This is a genomic window from Pseudomonas sp. UBA6699, assembly GCF_002454615.1.
GTDB lineage: Bacteria > Pseudomonadota > Gammaproteobacteria > Pseudomonadales > Pseudomonadaceae > Aquipseudomonas > Aquipseudomonas juntendi.
In genome coordinates, this window is sequence record NZ_DKJF01000115.1 from 1 (window position 1) to 24,483 (window position 24,483).

General features: G+C 63.3%; 19 protein-coding genes. 5 read left to right on the forward strand and 14 right to left on the reverse strand.

Translation table 11 applies throughout. The annotated features are described in order from the left end of the window. Positions 1 to 314: 314 nt before the first annotated feature. Positions 315 to 770 (forward strand): REP-associated tyrosine transposase, encoded by a 456-nt coding sequence (locus B3361_RS21560; protein ID WP_029886216.1) that lies wholly within the window; start codon positions 315 to 317, stop codon positions 768 to 770. Positions 771 to 925: 155 nt separating this feature from the next. On the opposite strand, the gene rpsA is transcribed toward B3361_RS21560, so the two are convergent. The 7 genes from rpsA to mtnA form a co-directional block, all read right to left on the reverse strand. Further along, complete coding sequence (rpsA, locus tag B3361_RS21565; protein ID WP_286920353.1) at positions 926 to 2,602, reverse strand: 30S ribosomal protein S1; 1,677 nt, start codon at positions 2,600 to 2,602, stop codon at positions 926 to 928. A 124-nt stretch (positions 2,603 to 2,726) separates the two neighbouring features. Continuing rightward, complete coding sequence (gene cmk, locus B3361_RS21570) at positions 2,727 to 3,413, reverse strand: (d)CMP kinase (RefSeq protein WP_009685997.1); 687 nt, start codon at positions 3,411 to 3,413, stop codon at positions 2,727 to 2,729. Next, complete coding sequence (locus tag B3361_RS21575; protein WP_033744585.1) at positions 3,410 to 5,629, reverse strand: bifunctional prephenate dehydrogenase/3-phosphoshikimate 1-carboxyvinyltransferase; 2,220 nt, start codon at positions 5,627 to 5,629, stop codon at positions 3,410 to 3,412. The genes cmk and B3361_RS21575 overlap by 4 nt, the downstream gene beginning before the upstream one ends. 235 nt (positions 5,630 to 5,864) lie before the next feature. Then, positions 5,865 to 6,959 (reverse strand): prephenate dehydratase, encoded by a 1,095-nt coding sequence (pheA, locus tag B3361_RS21580; protein WP_009686000.1) that lies wholly within the window; start codon positions 6,957 to 6,959, stop codon positions 5,865 to 5,867. Further along, entirely contained in the window at positions 6,959 to 8,044 is a 1,086-nt protein-coding gene (serC, locus tag B3361_RS21585) for a 3-phosphoserine/phosphohydroxythreonine transaminase (protein ID WP_009686001.1), read from the reverse strand. The genes pheA and serC overlap by 1 nt, the downstream gene beginning before the upstream one ends. A gap of 264 nt (positions 8,045 to 8,308) precedes the next feature. After that, complete coding sequence (gene gyrA / locus B3361_RS21590; protein WP_286920354.1) at positions 8,309 to 11,074, reverse strand: DNA gyrase subunit A; 2,766 nt, start codon at positions 11,072 to 11,074, stop codon at positions 8,309 to 8,311. 294 nt (positions 11,075 to 11,368) lie between these two features. Beyond that, positions 11,369 to 12,445: an S-methyl-5-thioribose-1-phosphate isomerase gene (gene mtnA / locus B3361_RS21595; protein ID WP_029886219.1), complete on the reverse strand. Its 1,077-nt coding sequence runs from the start codon at positions 12,443 to 12,445 to the stop codon at positions 11,369 to 11,371. Positions 12,446 to 12,649: 204 nt separating this feature from the next. Here mtnA and ubiG point away from each other — a divergent pair, with 204 nt between their 5' ends. The 3 genes from ubiG to B3361_RS21610 all read left to right on the forward strand — a co-directional run bounded on the left by ubiG (position 12,650) and on the right by B3361_RS21610 (position 14,926). Continuing rightward, complete coding sequence (gene ubiG, locus B3361_RS21600; protein WP_009686004.1) at positions 12,650 to 13,348, forward strand: bifunctional 2-polyprenyl-6-hydroxyphenol methylase/3-demethylubiquinol 3-O-methyltransferase UbiG; 699 nt, start codon at positions 12,650 to 12,652, stop codon at positions 13,346 to 13,348. Between the two features lie 2 nt (positions 13,349 to 13,350). Continuing rightward, positions 13,351 to 14,022, forward strand: a complete 672-nt coding sequence (gene mupP, locus B3361_RS21605; protein WP_029886220.1) for an N-acetylmuramic acid 6-phosphate phosphatase MupP — start codon at positions 13,351 to 13,353, stop codon at positions 14,020 to 14,022. Between the two features lie 163 nt (positions 14,023 to 14,185). Continuing rightward, a complete protein-coding gene (locus B3361_RS21610; RefSeq protein ID WP_192440564.1) occupies positions 14,186 to 14,926 on the forward strand; it encodes a YciK family oxidoreductase in 741 nt (246 codons plus the stop codon). A 62-nt stretch (positions 14,927 to 14,988) separates the two neighbouring features. On the opposite strand, the gene B3361_RS21615 is transcribed toward B3361_RS21610, so the two are convergent. From B3361_RS21615 to B3361_RS21645, 7 genes are all read right to left on the reverse strand, one after another. Beyond that, on the reverse strand, positions 14,989 to 15,774 hold the full coding sequence (locus B3361_RS21615; RefSeq protein ID WP_054890379.1) for a TenA family transcriptional regulator: 786 nt from the start codon (positions 15,772 to 15,774) through the stop codon (positions 14,989 to 14,991). A gap of 30 nt (positions 15,775 to 15,804) precedes the next feature. After that, on the reverse strand, positions 15,805 to 18,261 hold the full coding sequence (locus B3361_RS21620; RefSeq protein WP_029886222.1) for an EAL domain-containing protein: 2,457 nt from the start codon (positions 18,259 to 18,261) through the stop codon (positions 15,805 to 15,807). Positions 18,262 to 18,395: 134 nt separating this feature from the next. Then, positions 18,396 to 20,228, reverse strand: coding sequence for an ABC transporter ATP-binding protein (locus B3361_RS21625; protein ID WP_029886223.1), 1,833 nt, complete (start codon positions 20,226 to 20,228; stop codon positions 18,396 to 18,398). Further along, positions 20,221 to 20,853, reverse strand: coding sequence for a DsbA family protein (locus B3361_RS21630; RefSeq protein ID WP_029886224.1), 633 nt, complete (start codon positions 20,851 to 20,853; stop codon positions 20,221 to 20,223). Before B3361_RS21630 ends, B3361_RS21625 begins: the two co-directional genes overlap by 8 nt. 3 nt (positions 20,854 to 20,856) lie before the next feature. Continuing rightward, complete coding sequence (locus B3361_RS21635) at positions 20,857 to 21,789, reverse strand: rhodanese-related sulfurtransferase (RefSeq protein ID WP_009686013.1); 933 nt, start codon at positions 21,787 to 21,789, stop codon at positions 20,857 to 20,859. A 227-nt stretch (positions 21,790 to 22,016) separates the two neighbouring features. Further along, positions 22,017 to 22,313 carry a BolA family protein gene (locus tag B3361_RS21640; RefSeq protein ID WP_009686014.1) on the reverse strand — a complete coding sequence of 99 codons (297 nt, stop codon included), beginning with the start codon at positions 22,311 to 22,313 and terminating at the stop codon, positions 22,017 to 22,019. 10 nt (positions 22,314 to 22,323) lie between these two features. Further along, positions 22,324 to 22,848, reverse strand: a complete 525-nt coding sequence (locus B3361_RS21645; protein ID WP_009686015.1) for a DUF2059 domain-containing protein — start codon at positions 22,846 to 22,848, stop codon at positions 22,324 to 22,326. A 154-nt stretch (positions 22,849 to 23,002) separates the two neighbouring features. On the opposite strand from B3361_RS21645, the gene B3361_RS21650 reads away from it, so the two are divergent. Continuing rightward, a complete protein-coding gene (locus B3361_RS21650; RefSeq protein WP_009686016.1) occupies positions 23,003 to 24,397 on the forward strand; it encodes a class II fumarate hydratase in 1,395 nt (464 codons plus the stop codon). The last annotated feature ends 86 nt before the right edge of the window (positions 24,398 to 24,483 follow it).

Consider the following 24,483-nt stretch of genomic DNA (forward strand, 5'->3'; position numbering starts at 1 on the left):
CGCGCGGGCGGCGCTCGATTTGCGCACCACCACAAACCCCACGCCAAGCACCCCGGGGCTCCCCCGATATCTCATGCCATGCGCCGTGCCGGTGAAGGTACGCCGGTGGAGCAGCATTGCCCGCGAGGCCGCGCCGCCCGCGCGGCGCATCGCGAGCTGCGCTCGCTCCTACGTTTGTTTCGGGCCAGTTATGCCTGGGCCAGGTGCGCGCGAACGCTTTGGTCCTTGTTTACATACTGCAAATCACTGGCGGGTCGATCCCTGCACAGGCTGACTATGCTGACCGAGCAATTACCTGCTCAAGGATGAACGCAATGCCGAACCCTCATGGCTACAGGCTTCGCCGCGCACGATGCTCGGTGCCAGGCAGGCTTTATATGCTGACTACGGTCACTCATCGACGTAAGCCTTTGTTTCACGACCTCCGCTTCGCACGGTTGGTCATCCAAAACCTTCGTTACGCGGAAGAACAACACCACTGCCGATCGCTGACCTGGGTCGTAATGCCAGATCATGTGCATTGGCTGATTGAGCTGAAAGAAGTGACGCTTGGAACATTGATGCAGCGCTTCAAATGCCAGTCCAGCAATGCGCTTCACAAGGCCGGGGCAAAGGGGAAGCCGGTGTGGCAGGCAGGTTATTACGACCGAGCCTTGCGCCGGGACGAGGATGTTTTCAAGGTCGCGAGATACATCGTTGCCAATCCGGTAAGGGCCGGACTGGTGTCATCGGTTGGCGCATATCCTCATTGGGATGCAGCATGGCTTTAAGGCATCACGATGGAGACGTATCGCACGCCGCCCGCGCCTCGCGACAGTTATGCCTGTGCGGATTGTGCACGAACGCTCCAGGGCATCGCGGGGCATACTAAGAAAACAAAAAAAGGGCGACCCGAGGGTCGCCCTTTTTACCGATCAAACAGAACTCAGTTCTGCTTGGCCATTGCTTCGCGCAGCAGCGCAGCCATGGTGGTGTCGGCAGCAGCTTCCGGAGCGTTTTTCAGGCTCTGGATAGCTTCACGCTCTTCAGCGTCGTCTTTCGACTTGATCGACAGGCTGATCACGCGGGACTTGCGGTCAACGCTGATGATCTTGGCTTCGATCTCTTCGCCTTCCTTCAGAACGTTGCGCGCGTCTTCAACGCGGTCACGGCTGATTTCGGAAGCTTTCAGAGTGGCTTCGATGTCGTCGGCCAGGGTGATGATGGCGCCTTTGGCGTCAACTTCTTTCACGATGCCCTTGACGATAGCGCCCTTGTCGTTGACAGCAACGAAGTTGGAGAACGGATCGTCTTCCAGCTGCTTGATGCCCAGGGAGATGCGCTCGCGCTCTGGGTCAACCGACAGGATGACGGTTTCCAGCTCGTCGCCCTTCTTGAAACGACGTACGGCTTCTTCGCCGGTTTCGTTCCAGGAGATGTCGGACAGGTGAACCAGGCCGTCGATGCCGCCGTCCAGACCGATGAAGATACCGAAGTCGGTGATCGACTTGATGGTACCGGTGATCTTGTCACCCTTGTTGAACTGGCCGGAGAAGTCTTCCCATGGGTTGGACTTGCACTGCTTGATGCCCAGGGAGATACGACGACGCTCTTCGTCGATGTCCAGAACCATGACTTCCACTTCGTCGCCAACCTGAACGACTTTCGACGGGTGGATGTTCTTGTTGGTCCAGTCCATTTCGGAAACGTGTACCAGACCTTCAACGCCTTCTTCCAGCTCAGCGAAGCAGCCGTAGTCGGTCAGGTTGGTTACGCGAGCTTGTACGCGAGTACCTTCTGGGTAACGGGCAGTGATAGCTACCCACGGATCTTCACCCATTTGCTTCAGACCCAGCGAAACGCGGTTGCGCTCACGGTCGAACTTCAGAACGCGTACGTCGACTTCGTCGCCAACGTTAACGATTTCCGATGGGTGCTTGATGCGCTTCCAAGCCATGTCGGTGATGTGCAGCAGGCCGTCGATACCGCCCAGGTCCACGAATGCGCCGTAGTCGGTGAGGTTCTTGACGATACCTTTGACTTGCTGGCCTTCCTGCAGGGTTTCCAGCAGGGCTTCGCGCTCGGCGGAGTTCTCGGCTTCCAGCACGCTGCGACGGGAAACGACAACGTTGTTGCGCTTCTGGTCCAGCTTGATGACCTTGAATTCCAGCTCTTTGCCTTCCAGGTGGGTGGTGTCGCGCACTGGGCGGACATCAACCAGGGAGCCCGGCAGGAACGCACGGATGCCGTTAACGTCGACAGTGAAGCCGCCCTTAACCTTACCGTTGATAACGCCCTTGACCACTTCTTCGGCGGCGAAAGCTGCTTCCAGAACAATCCAGCACTCGGCGCGCTTGGCTTTTTCACGGGACAGTTTGGTTTCGCCAAAGCCGTCTTCGACCGCGTCCAGCGCAACGTGGACTTCGTCACCGACCTTGATGGTCAGTTCGCCAGCTTCGTTGTAGAACTGCTCGAGCGGGATGACACCCTCGGACTTCAGGCCAGCGTGTACGGTAACCCAGTCGCCGTCGATGTCGACAACGATACCGGTGATGATGGCACCCGGCTGAAGATTGAGGGTTTTCAGGCTTTCTTCAAAGAGTTCTGCAAAGCTTTCGCTCATTTTAATTCCTGTAGATTCGGGCGAAACAAACGCCCCTCGCCACATTCCAGACAATGTGGGTCTGTTTTAAGTAAAGGAACGCCGGCAAGACGTTGACTGGTGAACCTGCCTGCTTTCCTGGTGATCAGAGAAGGTCGCGCTGGGCGATCTCGCTCCTGATACGTTGCAACACCTGCTCGATGGACAACTCGGTGGAATCCAGCTGAATGGCGTCTGCCGCTGGTTTCAGCGGGGCCACTGCACGCTGAGTGTCGCGTTCATCACGCGCCCGAATCTCATCCAGCAGACTCGACAGACTAACATCTTCACCCTTGCCCTTCAACTGCAGGTAGCGGCGGCGCGCCCGTTCCTCGGCACTGGCGGTCAGAAATACCTTCAGCGGCGCGTCGGGGAATACCACCGTGCCCATGTCGCGGCCGTCGGCAATCAGCCCGGGCATTTCCCGGAAGGCGCGCTGGCGCTGCAGCAGCGCCTCACGCACGGCAGGCAGCGACGCCACCATCGAGGCACCGGCACCGACGGTTTCGGTGCGGATGACCTGGCTGACGTCCTCACCTTCGAGAATGGTCTGCTGCAGCTTACCGGGCTCGGCGGCGATGAACTGCACATCCAGATGGGCGGCCAGCTTGGTCAGCAGCTCTTCGTTGGTCAGATCGACGCCGTGGTTGCTGGCATTGAACGCCAGCAGCCGGTACAGCGCGCCCGAGTCCAGCAGGCGCCAGCCCAGTTCGCGCGCCAGCAAGCCGGCCACCGTACCTTTGCCAGAGCCACTCGGCCCGTCGATGGTGATGATGGGGGCCAGCGTGTTCACGACTTGCCCTCTTCGGCCACGCGGATGCCCACTTCGGCGCACAGCGCCAGGAAGTTGGGGAACGACGTGGCAACGTTGGCGCAGTCATGAATGCGGATCGGCGCACTGGCGCGCAGCGAGGCCACGCTGAAGGCCATGGCAATGCGGTGGTCACCGTGGCCATGCACTTCGCCGCCGCCCAGCTGGCCGCCGTCGATGATGATGCCGTCCGGGGTCGGCTCGCACTTGATGCCCAGGGTCAGCAGGCCGTCGGCCATCACCTGGATACGGTCGGACTCCTTCACCCGCAGCTCTTCGGCACCGCGCAGCACGGTACGGCCTTCGGCGCAGGCAGCGGCAACGAACAGCACGGGGAACTCGTCGATAGCCAGCGGCACCAGCTCTTCAGGGATATCGATACCCTTCAGCTTGGCCCCGCGCACACGCAGGTCGGCCACCGGCTCGCCGCCGACTTCACGCTGGTTCTCCAGGGTGATGTCGCCACCCATCAGGCGCAGGATGTCGATGACACCGGTACGGGTCGGGTTGATGCCGACGTGCTCCAGCACCAGCTCGGAGCCTTCGGCGATGGACGCCGCCACCAGGAAGAAGGCTGCCGAGGAGATGTCGGCCGGCACTTCGATGCGGGTAGCGGTCAGCTTGCCCCCAGACTGCAACGAGGCCACCGGGCCATTGCTTTCTACCGCGTAGCCGAAACCGCGCAGCATGCGCTCGGTGTGGTCGCGGGTCGGTGCCGGCTCGGTGACGGTGGTTTTGCCTTCGGCGTACAGGCCGGCCAGCAGCAGGCAGGATTTGACCTGCGCGCTGGCCATCGGCAGCGTGTAGGTCAGCCCCTTGAGCCGGTGGCCGCCGCGAATGGTCAGCGGCGGGCGGCCTTCCGGGCCGGTCTCGACCACGGCACCCATTTCGCGCAGCGGGTTGGCCACACGGTTCATCGGGCGCTTGGACAACGAGGCATCACCGGTCATGGTCACATCGAACGGCTGGCCGGCCAGCAAGCCGGACAGCAAACGCATCGAGGTCCCCGAGTTGCCTACGTACAGCGGGCCGGGCGGCGGCTTCAGGCCGTGCAGGCCAACACCATGAATGGTCACGCGGCCGTGGTTGGGGCCTTCGATGACCACACCCATGTCACGGAATGCCTGCAGGGTCGCCAGGGCGTCTTCACCTTCGAGGAAGCCTTCGACCTCGGTGGTGCCCTCGGCCAGCGAGCCAAGCATGATCGAGCGGTGAGAAATCGACTTGTCGCCCGGTACACGAATCCGCCCGTTCAGGCGGCCACCCGGTTGGGCCAGGAAAATCAGATCGTTGGCGTTCATAGCGTCCACATAGGCCCGACGGGCCAGGATTTTACTGAAATGCTCGCGGGCAACGCGTGCGCGGGTGAATACACCCAGCAACTGGTGCCCGTCCCCTTCAGCGATAGCGTCGCGCAAGGCGTCGAGATCACTGCGATATGTATCAAGTGTGCGCAGGACAGCATCGCGGTTGGCGAGGAAGATGTCATGCCACATGGTCGGGTCGCTGCCGGCGATCCTGGTGAAATCGCGGAACCCCCCGGCAGCGTACCGGAAGATCTCGAGGTTTTCATTGCGTTTGGCCAGTGAATCGACCAGGCCAAAGGCCAACAGGTGCGGCAAGTGGCTGGTGGCGGCCAGCACTTCGTCGTGGCGCTCGACCGTCATGTGCTCGACATCGGCCTCCAGCGCGCGCCACAGGCGGTCGACCAGGGCCAGTGCGGCCGGGTCGGTTTCGGCCAGCGGCGTGAGAATGACCTTGTGCCGGCGGAACAGGGTAGCGTTGGATGCCTCTACCCCGCTCTGCTCGGAACCGGCAATGGGGTGGCCAGGCACGAAGCGCGGCAGGCGCTGGCCGCTCTCGTTCACAAAAACGGAACGCGCCTCACGAACAACATTGCCCTTGGCGCTGCCGACGTCGGTGATGATGGCGTTGCCCAGGTCTAGCCGGGCCAGGCGCGCCAGAACTTTCTCCATGGCCAGGATGGGCACGGCCAGCTGGATGACATCGGCGCCCACGCAGGCGGTGGCGAGGTCTTCTTCGCAGCGGTCGACCACGCCCAAGGCTACGGCCTGCTTGCGCGATGGGGCATCCAGGTCGACTCCGACCACTTCGCGGCACAGGCCGCTTTCACGCAGGCCCTTGGCGAACGAACCACCGATCAGGCCGAGGCCAACTACGACCAGGCGGTTGATGATGGGCGCGGGTTTGGTTTTTGCTGCATTTACCACTGGTGTGAACCCTGTTCAGAAATCGGGACAGCCTGTAAGAACGCTGGGGCTGCGCTGCAGCCCATCGCCGGCAAGCCAGCTCCCACACCCATCGCAGGCACGCCAGCGCCTACAGGGGCAGTGCAAACCTGGAGGTTTGTGCTGTACCTGTGGGAGCTGGCTTGCCTGCGATGGGGCGCAAAGCGCCCCCCGCGGCCCTGAATCAAAGCACTGCCTTCGGATACGAGCCCAGCACCTTCAGCGCCACAGCCTCCTGGCTGATCTGTTCGAGCACCGCCTTGATCAGTGGGTCGCGGTGGTGGCCAACGAAGTCGATGAAGAACACGTAGGTCCACTTGCCGCTGCGCGACGGGCGGGTTTCGATGCGGGTCAGGTCGATGCCGTTCTGGTGGAACGGCACCAGCAGCTCATGCAGCGCGCCCGGCTTGTTGCTCATCGAAACAATGATCGAGGTCTTGTCGTCGCCGGTAGGCGGCACTTCCTGCTGGCCGATCATCAAAAAGCGCGTGGAGTTGTCCGGGCGGTCTTCGATCTTCTCGGCCAGGCGGGTCAGGCCATACAGGTTGGCAGCCATGTCACCGGCGATCGCCGCCGAGTTCCACTCGCCCTTCACGCGCTTGGCGGCCTCGGCATTGCTCGATACCGCCACCCGCTCCACGTTCGGGTAGTGCGCGTCCAGCCACTTGCGGCACTGGGCCAGGGACTGGGCATGGGAATAGATGCGGGTGATGCTGTTGGTCTTGGTGCTCTCGCCCACCAGCAGGTGGTGGTGGATACGCAGCTCGACTTCGCCGCAAATCACCATGTCGTGTTCGAGGAAGCTGTCCAGGGTGTGGCTGACCGCGCCTTCGGTGGAGTTTTCCACCGGCACCACGCCAAAATTGACCGCACCGGCCGCAACTTCACGGAACACCTCGTCGATGGCCGCCATCGGGCGGCTGATCACCGCGTGGCCGAAGTGCTTCATGGCCGCCGCCTGGGTGAAGGTGCCTTCAGGGCCCAGGTAGGCGATTTTCAGCGGCTCTTCCAGGGCCAGGCACGACGACATGATTTCGCGGAACAGCCGCGCCATTTCTTCGTTGCCCAGCGGCCCTTTATTACGCTCCATCACCCGCTTGAGCACTGCTGCTTCGCGCTCGGGGCGGTAGAACACCGGCTTCTCGCCTTCTTTGAGCGAAGCGGTCTTGACCCGCGCAACCTCTTCGGCACACCGGGCGCGCTCGCTGATCAGCTCGAGGATTTTTTCGTCGAGGCTGTCGATGCGAACGCGCAGGGCTTTGAGTTCCTGTTCCGACATCAGCCGTGCTCCTTCTCGAATTCAGCCATGTAGGCCACCAGCGCTTCCACGGCGTCCAGGCCCAGGGCATTGTAGATAGAGGCGCGCATCCCGCCCACCGAGCGGTGGCCCTTGAGGTTGAGCAGGCCGCGGGCATCGGCACCGGCGAGGAAGGCCTTGTCCAGGCGTTCATCGGCCAGGCGGAACGGCACGTTCATCCACGAGCGGGCATTGACGCTGATCGGGTTGGTGTAGAACTCGCTGCTGTCGATGAAGCCGTACAGGCGGTCTTTCTTGGCCCGGTTGCGCTGCTCCATGGCCTCGACACCGCCCTGCTCCTTGAGCCACTCGAACACCAGGCCCGAGAGGTACCAGGAGTAAGTGGCCGGGGTGTTGTACATCGAGCCGTTGTCGGCCGACACCTTGTAGTCGAGCATGGTCGGGCAGCTGCTGCGGGCGTGGCCCAGCAGGTCTTCACGCACGATCACCACCACCAGGCCGCTGGGGCCGATGTTTTTCTGCGCGCCGGCGTAAATCAGGCCGAACTGCGACACGTCGATCGGGCGCGAGAGGATGTCGGAGGACATGTCGACCACCAGCGGAACGTCACCGGTCTGCGGCACCCAGTCGAACTGCAGGCCACCGATGGTTTCGTTGGACGCATAGTGCACGTAGGCAGCGTTGCTGGTCAGTTTCCAGTCGTTCTGGCCCGGAATGGCCAGGTAATCGTAGGCTTTGGCGCTGGCGGCGACGTTGACGTTGCCGAAGCGGCGCGCTTCCTCGATGGCCTTTTTCGACCAGATGCCGGTCTCGATGTAGTCGGCAGTGCCGTTTTCCGGTAGCAGGTTCAGCGGGATCTCAGCGAACTGCTGGCTGGCACCGCCCTGCAGGAACAGTACCTTGTAGTTGGAGGGGATAGACAGCAGGTCACGCAGGTCCTGCTCGGCCTTTTCGGCGATGGCCACGTAATCGTCGCTGCGATGGCTCATTTCCATCACCGACAAGCCCTTGCCATGCCAGTCCAGCATTTCAGCCTGGGCGCGCTGCAGAACAGCGGTAGGAAGCGCGGCAGGGCCTGCGCAGAAGTTAAAGGCTCGGTTGCTCACATCCACTCTCGCTCTGCCAAATGGTACAAATTCATTTCTTGCAGGCCGCACGCGCCTCTTTGTGGGAGCGGCCTTGTGTCGCGATAGGGCCGCGAAGCGGCCCCAGCTTTTTGCAGCGCCGCTGAAATCCTGGGGCTGCTTTGCAGCCCTTTCGCGACACAAGGCCGCTCCTACAAAAAGCTTGCTCGCACCCGGCCAGGCATTGCCTGCAGTTATCAGTCAAACGGGGCGACCTTGGTCGCCCCGTTCGGGTTTTACACCTGCTTACTCCTGCGGGGCCTCTTCGGCGCCTGCAGCTTCGTCATTGTCTGGCACTTCGGCCTCGACACCCTCCTCGCCCGCCTCGACCATATCGTCGAGTTCGTCCTCGGACGGTTCCTGGATCCGCTCCAGGCCAACCAGTGTTTCGTCGGCAGCCAGCTTGATCAAGGTCACACCCTGCGTGTTACGGCTCAGGCTGGACACTTCGCCAACCCGGGTGCGCACCAGCGTGCCCTGGTCGGAGATCAGCATGATCTCCTCGCCTTCGTGCACCTGGATGGCGCCAATCAGCAAGCCATTGCGCCCCTTGGTGCCCATGGCGATCACACCCTGGCCGCCACGGCCGCGGCGTGGAAACTTGGACAGCGGGGTACGCTTGCCAAAGCCACGCTCGGAAGCGGTCAGGATCTGCGCGCCGGACTCCGGAATCAGCATGGAAATGATCTGCTGCCCCTTGCCCAGCTTCATGCCCCGCACGCCACGGGCGTTACGGCCCATTTCACGCACCACGCTCTCGGCAAAGCGAATGACCTTGCCAGCATCGGAGAACATCATCACTTCCTTGGCGCCGTCGGTGATGGCCGCTGCAATCAGGGTATCGCCTTCTTTGAGCTTCAAGGCAATCAGGCCATTGGAGCGCGGGCGGGCGAACTGCACCAGCGGGGTCTTCTTGACGGTACCCGAAGCGGTGGCCATGAAGATGTACGCGCCGGTCGGCTCTGCCACCCACTCAGGGGTGTCGCCGTCTTCTTCGTCAACTTCCTCGGCCTCGGCCAGCTCACCTTCGAGCACGGTGTCGTCGGCGTCTTCCAGCTCTTCGTCAAGGTCGGCGTTCTGCTGCAGCGCCTCGAGGTCCACCTGCAGCATGGCGGTGATGCGCTCACCCTCTTCCAGCGGCAGCAGGTTCACCAGCGGGCGACCACGGGCCGCACGCGATGCTTCCGGAATTTCGTAGGTCTTTTTCCAGTACACCTTGCCCTTGCTGGAGAACAGCAGCAGCGTGGCGTGGCTGTTGGCGACCAGCAGGTGCTCGATGTAGTCCTCGTCCTTCACGCCGGTCGCCGACTTGCCTTTGCCGCCACGGCGCTGGGCCTGGTAAGCGGACAACGGCTGGGTCTTGGCGTAACCACCGTGGGAAATGGTGACCACGCGCTCTTCTTCCGGGATCATGTCGCCGTAGTTGAGGTCGTGGCTGGCATTGAGGATTTCGGTGCGGCGGGCATCGCCGTACTCGGCGCGGATGGCCTCCAGCTCTTCGCGGATCACTTCCATCAGGCGCTCGGCGCTGTTGAGGATGCGGATCAGCTCGCCGATCTGCTCGAGAATTTCCTGGTACTCGGCCAGCAGCTTCTCGTGCTCCAGGCCGGTCAGGCGGTGCAGGCGCAGGTCGAGAATGGCCTGGGCCTGTTCCGGCGACAGGAAGTACTTGCCATCGTGCAGGCCATACTGCTCGGGCAGGTCTTCAGGGCGGCAGGCCTCGGCACCGGCGCGCTCGACCATGACCTGCACGGCACTGGACTCCCACGGCGTGGAAATCAGGGCTTCCTTGGCCTCGGAAGGCGTAGGCGAAGCCTTGATCAAGGCAATGACCGGGTCGATGTTGGACAGCGCAACCGCCTGGCCTTCAAGGATGTGGCCGCGTTCGCGGGCCTTGCGCAGCTCGAAGACAGTGCGGCGGGTCACCACTTCACGGCGGTGACGGACGAACGCTTCGAGCAGGTCCTTGAGGTTGAGCAGCCGCGGGCGGCCGTCCACCAGGGCCACCACGTTGATGCCGAATACGCTCTGCAGCTGGGTGTGCTGGTAGAGGTTGTTGAGCACCACCTCCGGCACTTCGCCGCGGCGCAGCTCGATGACGATGCGCATGCCGTCCTTGTCGGACTCGTCGCGCAGCTCGGTGATGCCTTCGATCTTCTTCTCTTTGACCAGCTCGGCGATCTTTTCGATCAGCCGCGCCTTGTTCAGCTGGTACGGCAGCTCGGTGATCACGATCTGCTGGCGGCCACCGACCTTGTCGATGTCTTCGACCTCGGATCGGGCACGCATGTAGACGCGGCCGCGGCCGGTGCGGTAGGCCTCGATGATGCCTTGGCGACCGTTGATGATGCCGGCTGTCGGGAAGTCCGGGCCGGGGATGAACTGCATCAGTTCATCGACGGTGACTTCCGGGTTGTCGATCAGCGCCAGGCAACCGTCGATGACTTCGCCAAGGTTGTGCGGCGGAATGTTGGTCGCCATACCCACGGCGATACCGCTGGAACCGTTGACCAGCAGGTTGGGGATACGCGTGGGCATGACCGCCGGGATCTGCTCGGTGCCGTCGTAGTTGGGCACCCAGTCGACGGTTTCCTTGTGCAGGTCGGACAGCAGCTCGTGGGCCAGCTTGGTCATGCGCACTTCGGTGTATCGCATGGCCGCGGCATTGTCGCCGTCCACCGAACCGAAGTTGCCCTGGCCATCGACAAGCAGGTAACGCAGCGAGAAAGGCTGGGCCATACGCACGATGGTGTCGTAGACCGCAGTGTCGCCGTGCGGGTGGTACTTACCGATCACGTCACCGACCACACGGGCGGATTTCTTGTACGGCTTGTTCCAGTCGTTGCCCAGTTCGCTCATCGCATAGAGAACGCGACGATGCACGGGCTTCAAGCCGTCACGTGCATCGGGCAGCGCTCGCCCGACAATCACGCTCATCGCGTAGTCGAGGTAGGACTGTCTCAGTTCGTCTTCGATATTGACCGGGAGGATTTCTTTGGCCAGTTCGCCCATGAGAAGCCTGATTCCTTTTTCTGGTGAAACTTCGCAGCTCCATCAAGGGCCGAACGAAGCTCGCCGCCGCAGCGCATAAGGGTGCGACGACTTACGACAAATCAATGAGTTGTGCCATGGATCTGCGCAATGAAGGCCGCCGTGATGGGCGGCCTTGGAAACTGCCGGATGTTACCACAAAGGCGGGTGCGGTGGGGAGATGTGGCGGGCAGCCAGAAGCAGGTTCGAATCTTGATTTGCTGGTGCCTGTGCCGGCCTCTTCGCGGGTTTACCGCGAAGAGGCCGGCACATGTGTCAATGCAGGCGCTTGCGGCACATCAACTGCGCCAGCTTGGCGGTATCCGGACGTTCGACAATGCCGCGCTCGGTCACGATCACGTCGATCAGGTCTGCCGGGGTCACGTCGAACACCGGGTTGAACACCTCGACCTCCGGGGCCACCCGGGTGCCGGCGTAATCCAGCAGTTCATCGGCCTCACGCACTTCCAGGGGGATATCCTCGCCGGTCGCCAGGTTCAGGTCGATGCTGGTGCTGGGCGCCACCACCATGAAGCGCACGCCATGGTGCATGGCGCTGACCGCCAGCTGGTAGGTGCCGATCTTGCCGGCCATGTCACCATTGGCGGCAATGCAGTCCGCCCCCACCACCACCCAGGTGATGCCCTTGGTCTTCATCAGGTGGGCCAGCGCCGAATCGGCGCACAGGGTGGTCGGGATGCCTTCGTTGGTCAGCTCCCACGCGGTCAGGCGCGAGCCCTGCAGCCAGGGGCGCGTCTCGCCGGCATACACCCGCTCGACCATGCCTTCGAGGTAACCGGCACGGATCACCCCAAGCGCGGTGCCGAAACCCCCACTGGCCAGCGCACCGGCATTGCCATAGGTGAGCAGGGTCTGGGCGTTGCCCTGGTGGCGGCGGATCAGCTCGGTGCCGTGCTGGGCCATGGTCAGGTTGGCTTCACGGTCGCTTTCGTGAATGGCCAGCGCTTCGGCCTCGCACGCGGCCAGCACGTCTTCGTCCGGGCGCAGGCGCTGCAGGCGCTCGCGCATGCGGTTCAGTGCCCAGAACAGGTTGGCAGCCGTGGGGCGCGCCTCGGCCAGGGTGAGAAAGTCCTCTTCCAGGTCCAGCTCCCAGTCACCACCTTCGGCCAGCCGCTCCTCCAGGGCCAGCACCAGGCCGTAGGCCGCCGCGATACCGATCGCCGAAGCACCGCGCACCGCCATGTCGCGGATCGCGGCTGCCACCTGCGCGACATTGTCGCAGGCCAGCCAGCACTCCCGGGACGGCAGCAGGCGCTGGTCGAGCAGGTGCAGGACGCCGCCCTGCCAGCGGATCGCGGTCACCTTCTCCGCCGCCAATAGTCGCTCGCGCATTGCCTCTCCCTGTCGTTCGGATATCAAAAGCCGGCGATTATAGCGAGCCTGGGGGCCGAGCGCTCGGGTATACTCCGGCCTTTTCGAGCGCAAGCCGCAAGCTACGAGCGGCAGGAAAAAGCGAATGCGTACAAGGTCTGCTTTTTCTTGCTGCCTGGGGCTTGCAGCTTGCAGCTTAATAGCCAAGCTTTTGAGGACTGCCCAATGAGCAACGTCGACCGCGCCGAAATCGCCAAGTTCGAAGCGCTGGCCCACCGCTGGTGGGACCGTGAAAGCGAGTTCAAGCCGCTGCATGAAATCAACCCGCTGCGCGTCAACTGGATCGACGAACGCGCCAGCCTGGCCGGCAAGAAGGTGCTGGACGTAGGTTGCGGCGGCGGCATCCTCAGCGAAGCCATGGCCCTGCGCGGCGCCAGCGTTACCGGTATCGACATGGGCGAGGCGCCACTGGCCGTGGCCCAGTTGCACCAGCTGGAGTCTGGCGTGCAGGTGGAGTACCGGCAGATCACCGCCGAAGCGCTGGCCGAAGAAATGCCTGAACAATTCGATGTGGTCACCTGCCTGGAAATGCTCGAGCACGTACCCGACCCGTCGTCGGTGATCCGTGCCTGCTACCGCATGGTCAAGCCGGGCGGCCAGGTGTTCTTCTCCACCATCAACCGCAACCCCAAGGCCTACCTGCTGGCCATCGTCGGCGCCGAGTACATCCTGAAGATGCTGCCGCGCGGCACCCATGACTTCAAGAAGTTCATCCGCCCCTCCGAACTGGGCGCGTGGAGCCGTGATGCCGGCCTGCAGGTCAAGGACATCATCGGCCTGACCTACAACCCGCTGACCAAGCACTACAAGCTGAGCAGCGACGTCGACGTCAACTACATGATCCAGACCCTGCGCGAGGAATGAGCATGCGTTTGCGAGCGGTACTCTTCGACATGGACGGCACCTTGCTCGACACGGCGCCGGACTTCATCGCCATCTGCCAGGCCATGCTCGCCGAACGCGGCCTGCCGCCGGTCGATGACACGCTGATCCGCGGGGTGATTTCCGGCGGTGCGCGGGCCATGGTCGCCGCCACCTTCGCCATGGACCCTGCAGCCGAAGGCTTCGAGGCCCTGCGCCTGGAGTTCCTCGAGCGCTACCAGCGCGACTGCGCGGTGCACAGCAAGCTGTTCGACGGCATGGCCGAACTGCTGGCCGACATCGAGAAAGGCAAGCTGCTGTGGGGCGTGGTCACCAACAAACCGGTGCGCTTCGCCGAGCCGATCATGCAGCAACTGGGCCTGGCCGAGCGTTCGGCGCTGCTGATCTGCCCAGACCACGTAAAAAACAGCAAACCGGACCCAGAGCCGCTGATCCTGGCCTGCAACACCCTGAACCTGGACCCGGCCAGTGTGCTGTTCGTCGGCGACGACTTGCGCGACATCGAGTCGGGCCGTGACGCCGGCACCCGTACCGCCGCGGTGCGCTACGGCTATATTCACCCAGAAGACAACCCCAACCACTGGGGCGCCGACGTGGTGGTGGACCACCCGCTGGACCTGCGCAAGGTGATCGACAGCGCGTTGTGCGGCTGCTGAAGCTGCAAGTTGCAAGTTGCAAGTTGCAAGTTGCAAGCCACAAGCCACAAGCCACAAGCTGCAGCAGCCCACATCGCCCAGCTTTTTCTTGTAGCTTGAAGCTTGAAGCTTGAAGCTTGAAGCTTGAAGCTTGCAGCTAAAGCCCCGAATCAAGGACAGAACCATGTTCGACTACACCGCCCGCCCCGACCTGCTCAAAGGCCGGGTCATCCTGGTTACCGGTGCCGGCCGCGGCATCGGCGCTGCTGCTGCCAAGGCCTACGCCGCACTGGGCGCCACCGTGCTGTTGCTGGGCAAGACCGAAGCCAACCTGAACGAGGTCTACGACCAGATCGCGGCCGCCGGGCATCCGCAGCCGGTGGTCGTTCCGTTCAACCTGGAAACCGCGCAGGCACATGAGTACGACGACCTGGCGGTCATGATCGAAGAGCAGTTCGGCCGCCTTGACGGCCTGCTCAACAACGCCTCGATCATCGGCCCGCGCACGCCGCTGGAACAGCTGTCAGGCGACCATTTCATGCGCGTGATGCACATCAACGTCAATGCCACCTTCATGCTCACCAGTACCCTGCTGCCGCTGCTGAAGCTGTCGGAAGACGCCTCGGTGGTGTTCACCAGCAGCAGCGTGGGGCGCAAGGGCCGTGCCTACTGGGGCGCCTACGGCGTGTCCAAGTTCGCCACCGAGGGCCTGATGCAGACCCTGGCCGACGAACTGGAAGGCGTGGCGCCGGTGCGGGCCAACAGCATCAACCCCGGGGCCACGCGCACAGCGATGCGGGCGCAGGCTTACCCTGGCGAGAACCCGCAGAACAACCCGCTGCCTGAAGAAATCATGCCCGTGTACCTGTACCTGATGGGGCCGGACAGCAAGGCCGTGAATGGGCAGGCGCTGAACGCCCAGTAACGGCCGAGATTGCCGGGGCCGCAGCGCGGCCCATCGCGGCCTTGCTTCGCAGCGGGGCGGGCCTACCCGGCGGCCAACGCCGGGCGCATACGCCCCTGCTGGCGCCCCTCCAGCTGCATGCACCGCTCCAGGAACAGGAACATGCAGTCGTAGCTCTTGCAGATCGCCCTGCGCAACTCGGTGCGCAAGCCCAGGCTGGGGTTCTCGCCGGCCAGGGTACAGATGATTTCCAGCGCTTCCCACGGGTGCGCATCGTCATACTGGGCGTGCATCTTCAGCCATTTCATCGCCCGCTTGCGCCCTTCCTCCGGGAAGCCCATGGCGTAGGTGTCGGTCGAACACACCACTGCCGACCATTCGCCCGTCGCACCTTCGATGGCATAGTTGGTCGCGGCCATGGCAATGGCCAGGTTCTCGGTGGCACACACCCGCCAGCACCAGTCGTTCAGGCCGTTGAGCTCCGGCGGCACGTCCTGGGCCTGCAGGTCGTGCAGGTGCACACCATGCGCCTGGCACCAGTTCACCCAGTAATCGGCATGGTTGAGCTCGACCCGGATATTGCGCATCAGCCAGCGCCGTGCCATGTCCTCACCCTGGTGCCGACCGTAGCGGGTCTTGGTCAGGTTGTGGGCCATGTACAGCGAGAACTGCTCCACCACCGGCCAGCCGCCAATCAGGTACTGGCGAATGGTCGATTGCTTCAGCTGGCCATCGCGCAGGCGTGCATAGAACTCATGCTCCACGACCCGGCGCTTGCTCTCGCGGCAATCTTCAATCAGTTGCTGAGCCCATTGAGGGTAACTGGCCGGGTCCATCAACGGCCCGATACGAACGAATGCATCAATCACTTTCAGCTCCTTGATCCTTGTGATTTCCAGCTAACGAAAGGTGCCAGGTGCACGCTGCAACAGAGGCCGGGCGGCGATCCGTTGGCGCTGCAGACTGTCACAGGTGAACACCTGGGGGCGTTCGATCAGGTAGCCCTGGGCGTAATCCACGCCAATTTCCTGCAGGGCCTGCTCGATCAGGGGCGTTTCGACAAACTCGGCGATGGTGCGCTTGCCCATCACATGGCCGATATGGTTGATGACTTCGACCATGGCCCGGTTGACCGGGTCGTCGAGCATGTCCTTGACGAAACTACCGTCGATCTTGAGGTAATCCACGGGCAAATGCTTGAGGTAGGCGAACGAGGACATGCCGGCGCAGAAATCATCGAGCGAGAAGCGGCAACCCAGGCCCTTGAGCTCGTTGATGAAGCGGATGGCGCTACCCAGGTTGGCGATGGCGCTGGTTTCGGTGATTTCGAAGCAGATCATCCGCGGCGGAATGGCGTACTCGACGAATAGCCGCTGCAGGTATTCCAGGAACTTGTCATCGCCGATGCTCGACCCCGACAGGTTGATCGCGCAGGTCGACAACGGCCCTTCCCGCCCCTCGTCCAGGCACTGGCGGATGACCATGAATACATTGCGTACCACCCAGCGGTCCAGCGCCGTCATCAGGCCATAGCGCTCGGCCGCCGGAATGAAGCTGCTGGGCAGGATGGTGCGGCCGCTTTCGTCGTGCAGGCGCAGCAGAATTTCGATGTGGCCCGGCCCCTCGAAGGTTTTCAGCGGGGCGATTTCCTGCGCGTACAGGCAAAACCGGTTCTCTTCCAGGGCAACATGCAAACGCTGGATCCAGGCCATTTCGCCAAAGCGCATGGACAGCTCGCTGTCGTCGGCGTGGTACACCTGCACGCGGTTGCGGCCTTTTTCCTTGGCCATGTAGCAGGCCATGTCCGCGGCACGTAACGAGGCTTCAAGGGTGCTGGGGGCCTGGGCCATGTGCACCAGGCCTATGCTGACCGTGGTCACGAACGGGCGGCCTTTCCACACGAAGTGCAGGCTTTGCACCAGCTGGCGCAGTTGCTCGGCGATGCGCTCGGCCTGGTCGCTAGGGCAGTTTTCCAGCAACACGCCAAATTCGTCGCCCCCCAGCCGCGCCAAGGTGTCGCCCTCACGCAGGCCAGACTGCAGCACGGCACAGATGTGCCGCAGCAGCTCGTCGCCAGCGGCGTGGCCGCAGGTGTCATTGACCAGCTTGAACTGGTCCAGGTCCAGGAACATCAGTGAATGCCGCCCGGCCTGGCGGGCCAGGCCATTGAGCGCCTGCTCCAGGCGGTATTCGAACTCGCGGCGGTTGGCCAGCCCGGTCAGGGCATCATGGGTAGCCTGCCAGGACAGATTGGCAATGTACTGGCGCTCCTGGGTCATGTCGTGCAGCACCAGCACAATGCCGGCAACCTGGCCGTCATTGACGATCGGCGAGCCCACCAGGTTGATCGATACCGTGCTGCCGTCCAGGCGCTGGATCAGCCGCGCATGCTCGGCGCCGCCGTTGAGGCTGCCGTTTAGCACCTGTTCGACCAGGCTGGTGCCGTTTTCTTCGGCGTGCTCGTCGACCAGGCTGAACAATGCCGAAAGCGGTAACCCTTGGGCCTGGGCGGCCTGCCAGTGGGTCAGCTGTTCGGCGGCCGGGTTCATGTAGCCGATACAGCCCTCCACATCGGTGGTTATCACCGCGTCGCCGATAGCCTGCAGGGTAATCTGCGCCCGCTCTTTTTCTTCCTGCAGGGCACTGGCGAAAGCCTGGCGCTGGGCCAGCAGTTTGCTGGAGCGGCGCCAGGCAATACTGATCAGGAACATGGCCGTCAGCAGGTTGGTGAACAGCAGCACCCGCAGCAGCATGCGCGACCCTTCGCCCAGCGCATCGCTGAAGGCCTTGGCCGCCGGCGTTACCCCTTCGTTGATGCTGACGATGCGCGCTTTCCAGGCTGCGACCGTAGCGGCGTCCACCGGGCCCGCAGCAAAACGCTGGTGTATCTCGCCTGCCAGCACATCCAGCTTGTCCAGGTAATCGTCACCGACGTTCCAGTAGTCGATGGCGGTCTGCATGTAGCTGATGTTGCGGAAGTTGCGGTAGAACCAGATGATCCGTTGCACGTCGTCGGCATGGTTGCCGCCCTGCAGTACCGCCTGGCGCGCGGCTTCCAGGTCGGGGTGCGGCTGGTCGAGCAACTCGCGCACCTTCTGGTCGCCCTGGGGCACGGTTATGGCCTGGCGATAGCGCTGGTAGGTACTCTCGTCGCGGGTTTCGGCGTATAGGTTGAGGTAATAGATGGCATCTTTCTGCGCCTTGGACCACAAACTCTCGCCCGCAACGTAAGCGCGCACGGACGACAGCGTGTACAGGCTGAGACTACCCAGTGCCACCTGGAAGACCACGACGGCGATGAAGGGCCAGGTGATGCCCAGCAACTTTGGCGCTTCGAGTGTGCGATGTCCCTTCATGGAGTCCCTGTCACAGAGCAGATAAGGCGCAAATCGACCCAGACAAGCACAGCGTAGGCCATTTGCCATCGCTGTGAAGGGGATTTTTATGACAAGGCAGCGGGGGCTTTGCGCAGCCTGGGTCGGCCCAGGATTCAGCTCTGTTGCAGATGCCCGTACAGCTTGGCATACAACCCACCTTCGGCAATCAACTGCTGGTGGTCGCCATCTTCCGCCACATGCCCACCATCGAACACCAGCACCCGGTCGGCCTGTTTCACGGCCGACAGGCGGTGGGCGATGATCAGCGTGGTGCGGCCACTGAGGAAGCGCGCCAAGGCCTGGTGCAGGTTGTATTCGGTGGCCGCGTCCAGCGCCGAAGTGGCCTCGTCGAGGATCACCACCTTGGGCTCGGCCAGGACCATGCGGGCGATGGCCAGGCGCTGGCGCTGGCCGCCGGACAGGCGCACACCCGACCGCCCCACCACACTGTCCAGGCCCTGCGGCAAGGCGGCGATGGTGGCGTCCAGCTGGGCGATGCGCAGCGCCTGCCAACAGGCCTCGTCACTGCAGTCACGGCCCATGGTGAGGTTGGCACGCACGGTGTCATTGAACAGCGATGGGTGCTGCAGTACCACTGCCACGTTTTCGCGCAGGGTTTCCAGGCCGATTTCCTGCAAGCTGGCCCCGCCAAAGCGGATGGTCCCGGCCTGGGCGCTGTACAAGCCCAGCAGCAGTTGCACCAGGGTGCTCTTGCCGCCGCCGCTGGCACCGACAATGGCCACCTTCTCACCCGGCGCGATCGACAGGTCGAGGTGGTCGAGCACGGGCTCATCGGCATAGGCAAAGCGCAGGTCACGCACCTCGATACCGACCGTGTCACGGCCGGCGAACGGGTCGCTGGCCGCCGGGTACTGCGGCTCGTCGGCCCGCGCCAGCAGCTCGTTGAGGCGGTTGAGGGCGCCGCCGGCGGCATAGTAGGCGTATTGCAGGTTGAGCAACTGCTCGACCGGGCCGATCATGAACCACAGGTAGCTGAACACCGCCAGCATCTGGCCGATCGACAGGTCGGAAAACAGCACGGTCAGCATGGCCGCCGCGCGGAAAATGTCGATACCGAACTGGAACAGCAAACCGCTGGCGCGGCCACTGGCGTCGCTTTTCCATTGCGAGTCGACGGCATAGTCGCGCACTTCACGGGCACGCAGGCCCAACCGGCCGAGGAAATAGCCCTGGCGGTTGCCGGCACGTATTTCCTGTATGGCATCGAGGGTTTCCGCCAGGGCCTGGGTGAACCGCGCGGTGCTGTCGTTCTCGAGCTTTTTGAGGTGCTTGACGCGTTTGCCCAACTGCACGGTGAAGTAGATCACCAGCGGGTTGAACAGCAGGATCAGCAACGCCAGTTGCCAGTGCATCCAGATCAGGATGGCGGCCGTGCCGGTCAAGGTGAGCATGGCCACCAGGAAGCGGCTGAGGGTTTCGCCCACGAACTTGTCGAGGGTGTCCAGGTCGGTGACCAGGTGCGTGGTGACCGTACCACTGCCCAGGCTTTCGTATTCCTGCAGCGAAATACGCTTGAGCCGCTCGATCAGGCGGATGCGCAGGCGGTAGACGATGTCCTTGGCCAGGCCGGCGAACAATTTGGCCTGCACCACGTTGAAGGCCAACGCGGCCAGGCGCAGGCACAGGGTAAGGCACAGCATCAGGCCGATGTAGCCGGCAGCCACCTGCCAGCCCGACGGCAGCAGGTGGTTCATCCACTTCAGTGCCGCATCACCATGGCCGAGCAGCACTTCGTCTACCAGCAACGGCAGCAACAGCGGAATGGGCACGCTGCAGCAGGCCGCGAGCACGGCGATCAGGTTGGCCGACCAGAGCTGCTTGCGGTGGTGCAGGGCCAGCCGGCGGATTTCCGCCCAGCTCAGCCGATCGGCCGCCGTGCAGGGCTTGCCCGGTACCGGGTCCGGGGACCCAGGCAGGTCAAGCACAGGTGGCCTGCTGCAGCCAGCGGCCGAGCAATGGTTGCAGGCGCTCCAACGGCTGGTAGCCGTTGGTCAACAGCGCCACTTGGCCGTTGCGCTCGGCGAGCAGGGTCGGAAAACCGGCGATGCCCAGGTCCTGGGCCCAGACGAAATCGGCCGCGGTGGCGGCGCGGGTATCGGCCTGGGCGAAGGTGGTGGCGAATACGGCACGGTCGAAACCGGCCTGTTCAGCCAGGTCGACCAGCTGTGGTGCGGTGGTCACATCCATGCCCTGCTCGTAGAACGCGCGCTGGATCAGCGCCAGCAGCGGCCAGACGCGCTCGCCACCCAGTTCGCGGGCGCTGACCAGGGCACGGCAGGCCGGCTCGGTGTCGTAGACGAAACCGTCCGGCATGGCCCCTTCGAAGCGGAACGCCTGGCCCGTGGCATCGGCCACCGCCTGCCAGTGTTCGAGGATGTACTTGCGGGTGGCGCTGTCCAGCGCACTGCCGCCGGTGCGCAGCCCGCCCACCACCAGGTGGGTGGGCACACCCGCCTCATGCGCCTGGGCGATCAGGGCCGCGGCCACTGGCGCGAAACCCCAGCACCAGGAGCACATCGGGTCCATCACATAGATCAGGCGGGCAGACATGCATCAGGCCTCGGCTTTGTAGTTGTAACCGATCGGGTGCGGCAGGTTGCGCGCCTTGGCCAGCTCGATCTGCTTCTGCCGGTCGATGGCGCTGCGGCGGGTCTTTTCGCTCAGGGTGTCCCAGCAATGCGGGCAGCTGACACCTGGCGAATAGTGCTCGGACGCGCGCTCCTGGGCATTGATCGGGTGGCGGCAGGCGTGGCACTGGTCGTACTCGCCCTCGCTCAGGTCATGGCGCACCGTGACGCGGTTGTCGAAGACGAAGCAGTCGCCATCCCACAGGCTTTGTTCCTGAGGCACTTCCTCGAAGTACTTCAGGATGCCGCCCTTGAGATGATAGACCTCCTCGAAGCCTTCACCGAGCATATAGCTGGAGGCTTTTTCGCAGCGGATGCCGCCGGTGCAGAACATGGCCACCTTCTTGTGCTTGCTGGGGTCGAAGTTGGCCTTGATGTACTCGGGGAACTCGCGGAAGGTTTCGGTCTTGGGGTCGATGGCGCCCTTGAAGGTGCCAATGGCCACTTCGTAGTCGTTGCGGGTGTCGATCAGCAGCACTTCCGGGTCGCTGATCAGGGCGTTCCAGTCCTTGGGCTCGACGTAGGTGCCCACGGCCTGGTTGGGGTCCACGCCGGGCACGCCGAGGGTGACGATCTCTTTCTTGAGCTTGACCTTGGTGCGGTAGAACGGCTGTTCGTCGCAGTACGACTCTTTATGGTCGACATCGACCAGGCGTGGGTCGCTGCGCAGCCAGGCCAGCAGGCCGTCGATGCCTTCGCGGGTGGCCGACACGGTGCCGTTGATGCCCTCATGGGCCAGCAGCAGGGTGCCCTTGACCTGGTTGTCGAGCATGGCTTTGAGCAGTGGCTCGCGCAACTCGACGTAGTCTTGCAGGGTAACGAACTTGTACAGCGCCGCGACGACGATGGCTTGGGACATGAAGCAGGTTCTCCAGGTGGTTGCCCTCGTAAGGGGCGGACCGGGTTTGACGGTGTGGCAAAAAAACAGGGGGCGCTTTGCGCCCCTTTCGCGACGCAAGGCCGCTCCTACAGGGACCGCACCCGCCATCAGGCTGTGCAGTCGCTGTAACAGCGGCCTCGTGTCGCGAAAGGGCCGCAAAGCGGCCCCCGGATCTTGCAGGATTCTACCAGAACAACAGCAAGGTTTCAGTGCCCGCCGCCGGCGCATACCGGCGAGGCCGGTGCAGCGCCGACCTTGGCCCACTCTTCGCCGGTGTAGGTATGAATGGCCAGGGCGTGGATCTGGCCCATCAGCTCACCCATGGTGGCATACACCTTCTGGTGGCGCTTGACGCTGTTCAACCCGGCAAACTGCTCGCTGACGATCACTGCCTTGTAGTGGGTCTCCTGACCACGACTGTGCATGTGGCTTTCATCGAGCACTTGCAGGTGTTGCGGCGCCAGGCTGGCCAGCTGCTGTTCGATACGCTGTTGCATGGTCATTGCGGCTTACTCACTTCTTCGCTGGGGCGGCGGCCTTGCCAGCGTTCGGGTCCAGCTCTTTGGTCATGTCTTCGAGCAGCTTGTTCACCACCGGTACGGCCGGCTCGAGGCTCTGCTGGGTCAGCTGCGCCGACTGCTGGGTGACCTTGGGCATTTCGCGCAGCACTTTCTTGCCCAGCGGCGACTCGTAGAACTTGACCAGGTCCTTGAGTTCCTGCTCGGTGAAGGTCTGAGTGTACAGGTCTACCATCTTCGGCTTCAGCTTGTTCCAGCCGATGGCGTTGTCCAGCGCGGCGTTGGCCTTGGCCTGGTAGCTTTCCAGCACCGGCTGCTTGCTGGCCGGGGCTTTGGTCTGGGCGAAGCGCTGGGCGAACATCTGCTGGACCTGCATGTACACCGGGGTGCCCAACTTGTCGGCGTTGGCCAGGGTCAGGAATTTCTCGGCAGCAGCGTTGTGGCTGGCGGTGGCAGCGAGTACCTGGCCGCTGGCGCAAACCAGGGCAACGGCGGCACAAAGGACACGGAGACGGGTCATTGCATTTCCTTCAGAGAGAGGGAGGCGGGTACCTCAGAGTAGAGCATTCTGCGCCGTGGTAGCGCGGTGCTCAAGTGGCACGACGAGCGACTGAACCGCTCGGTCGAATCAAGGCCTAAACTGCGAATTCGAACTACACAGGAGTGAGTACAGAATGAGCCGTATCGAGACAGACAGCCTGGGCCCGGTCGAAGTTCCTGAGCACGCCTACTGGGGTGCGCAGACCCAGCGTTCGCTGATCAACTTCGCCATCGGCAAGGAACGCATGCCGCTCGCGGTGGTGCACGCCCTGGCGCTGATCAAGAAGGCCGCGGCACGCGTCAACGACCGCAATGGCGACCTGCCGGCCGACATTGCCCGGCTGATCGAACAGGCCGCCGACGAGGTGCTGGCGGGCAAGCACGACGACCAGTTCCCGCTGGTCGTGTGGCAGACGGGCAGCGGCACCCAAAGCAACATGAACGTCAACGAGGTGATTGCCGGGCGGGCCAATGAACTGGCTGGCCAGGGCCGGGGCGGCAAAACGCCAGTGCATCCCAACGACCACGTCAACCGCTCGCAAAGCTCCAACGACTGCTTCCCGACCGCCATGCACATTGCCGCGGCGCAGGCCGTGCAGGAAAAACTGCTGCCTGCCATCGGCGAACTGTCGGCCGGGCTGGCCGAACTGGCGGCGCGGCACAACAAACTGGTCAAGACCGGCCGCACGCACATGATGGATGCCACGCCGATCACCTTCGGCCAGGAGGTATCGGCCTTTGTTGCCCAGCTGGACTACGCCCAACGCGCCATTCGTGCCACCCTGCCGGCCGTATGCGAACTGGCCCAGGGCGGTACCGCCGTGGGCACCGGGCTGAATGCCCCGCACGGTTTTGCCGAAGCCATTGCCGCCGAACTGGCAGCCGAGTCCGGGCTGCCGTTCGTCACCGCGCCAAACAAGTTCGCCGCCCTGGCCGGCCATGAACCGCTGACCAGCCTGGCCGGCGCGTTGAAGACCCTGGCAGTGGCCCTGATGAAGATCGCCAACGACTTGCGCCTGCTGGGCTCCGGGCCGCGTGCCGGGTTGGCCGAGGTACGCCTGCCGGCCAACGAGCCGGGCAGCTCGATCATGCCGGGCAAGGTCAACCCTACCCAGTGCGAGGCGCTGTCGATGCTGGCGTGCCAGGTATTGGGCAACGATGCGGCGATCGGCTTTGCCGCCAGCCAGGGGCATTTGCAGTTGAACGTGTTCAAGCCGGTGATCATCCACAACCTGTTGCAGTCGGTCGAGTTGCTGGCCGATGGCTGCCGCAACTTCCAGCAGCACTGCGTGGCGGGTATCGAGCCCGACGCCCAGCAGATGGCCGCACACCTGGAACGCGGGTTGATGCTGGTGACCGCGTTGAACCCGCACATCGGTTATGACAAAGCCGCGGAGATCGCCAAGAAGGCCTACAGCGAAGGCAAGACCCTGAGGGAGGCCGCGCTGGAGTTGAAGTACCTGACCAATGAGCAGTTCGACCAGTGGGTAAGGCCGGAGAACATGCTGGCACCGGGTGGTAAGGGCTAAATTATTGATTGCCTGTACTGGCCCCATCGCTGGCAAGCCAGCTCCTACAGGGTGGGAGCGGGCTGGCCCGCGAAGAATCCAACGCG

Excerpts from the sequence above, each read along its gene's own strand:
- ubiG (WP_009686004.1), top strand. The coding sequence starts at position 12,650 with ATGAGCAACGTCGACCGCGCCGAAATCGCCAAGTTCGAAGCGCTGGCC.
- B3361_RS21630 (WP_029886224.1), bottom strand. The coding sequence starts at position 20,853 with ATGTCTGCCCGCCTGATCTATGTGATGGACCCGATGTGCTCCTGGTGC.
- B3361_RS21640 (WP_009686014.1), bottom strand. The coding sequence starts at position 22,313 with ATGACCATGCAACAGCGTATCGAACAGCAGCTGGCCAGCCTGGCGCCG.
- gyrA (WP_286920354.1), bottom strand. The coding sequence starts at position 11,074 with ATGGGCGAACTGGCCAAAGAAATCCTCCCGGTCAATATCGAAGACGAA.
- rpsA (WP_286920353.1), bottom strand. The coding sequence starts at position 2,602 with ATGAGCGAAAGCTTTGCAGAACTCTTTGAAGAAAGCCTGAAAACCCTC.
- B3361_RS21620 (WP_029886222.1), bottom strand. The coding sequence starts at position 18,261 with ATGAAGGGACATCGCACACTCGAAGCGCCAAAGTTGCTGGGCATCACC.
- B3361_RS21635 (WP_009686013.1), bottom strand. The coding sequence starts at position 21,789 with ATGTCCCAAGCCATCGTCGTCGCGGCGCTGTACAAGTTCGTTACCCTG.
- pheA (WP_009686000.1), bottom strand. The coding sequence starts at position 6,959 with ATGTCGGAACAGGAACTCAAAGCCCTGCGCGTTCGCATCGACAGCCTC.
- B3361_RS21560 (WP_029886216.1), top strand. The coding sequence starts at position 315 with ATGCCGAACCCTCATGGCTACAGGCTTCGCCGCGCACGATGCTCGGTG.
- B3361_RS21610 (WP_192440564.1), top strand. The coding sequence starts at position 14,186 with ATGTTCGACTACACCGCCCGCCCCGACCTGCTCAAAGGCCGGGTCATC.
- B3361_RS21650 (WP_009686016.1), top strand. The coding sequence starts at position 23,003 with ATGAGCCGTATCGAGACAGACAGCCTGGGCCCGGTCGAAGTTCCTGAG.
- B3361_RS21645 (WP_009686015.1), bottom strand. The coding sequence starts at position 22,848 with ATGACCCGTCTCCGTGTCCTTTGTGCCGCCGTTGCCCTGGTTTGCGCC.
- mtnA (WP_029886219.1), bottom strand. The coding sequence starts at position 12,445 with ATGCGCGAGCGACTATTGGCGGCGGAGAAGGTGACCGCGATCCGCTGG.
- mupP (WP_029886220.1), top strand. The coding sequence starts at position 13,351 with ATGCGTTTGCGAGCGGTACTCTTCGACATGGACGGCACCTTGCTCGAC.